At 59.4% G+C, this 256-nt stretch carries 1 pseudogene; it reads left to right on the top strand.

What is annotated here, in order from left to right:
- Positions 1-256 (top strand): annotated as a pseudogene (locus tag AF337_RS45075) (LysR family transcriptional regulator); the annotation flags it as partial.

Raw genomic sequence — 256 nt, 5'->3', positions numbered from 1 at the left:
GTTCCAGTGAGGATTATCGGATGCGACAAGGAGCCCCGGATCGGTTTCGACGATGTCGATTTCCGCGTCAGCTACGGATCGGACGTCCTCCAGCACGAACATTATACCGAACTGTTCCGCGATTGGGTCGTTCCGGCCTGCTCGCCGGCGCTGATGCAGGATCGCGCACATACGGCGCGCGATCTTTTCAAACAACCCCTCCTCCATGTCGAGTGGGAACGACACTTCACCCCCTACCCCAGCTGGGCGGAGTTTG

It is taken from the genome of Rhizobium ecuadorense, assembly GCF_001187535.1.
Taxonomy (GTDB): Bacteria; Pseudomonadota; Alphaproteobacteria; order Rhizobiales; family Rhizobiaceae; genus Rhizobium; species Rhizobium ecuadorense.
The sequence above is the reverse complement of the archived record's forward strand: the minus strand, read 5'-3'. Positions and strand labels throughout refer to the sequence as shown.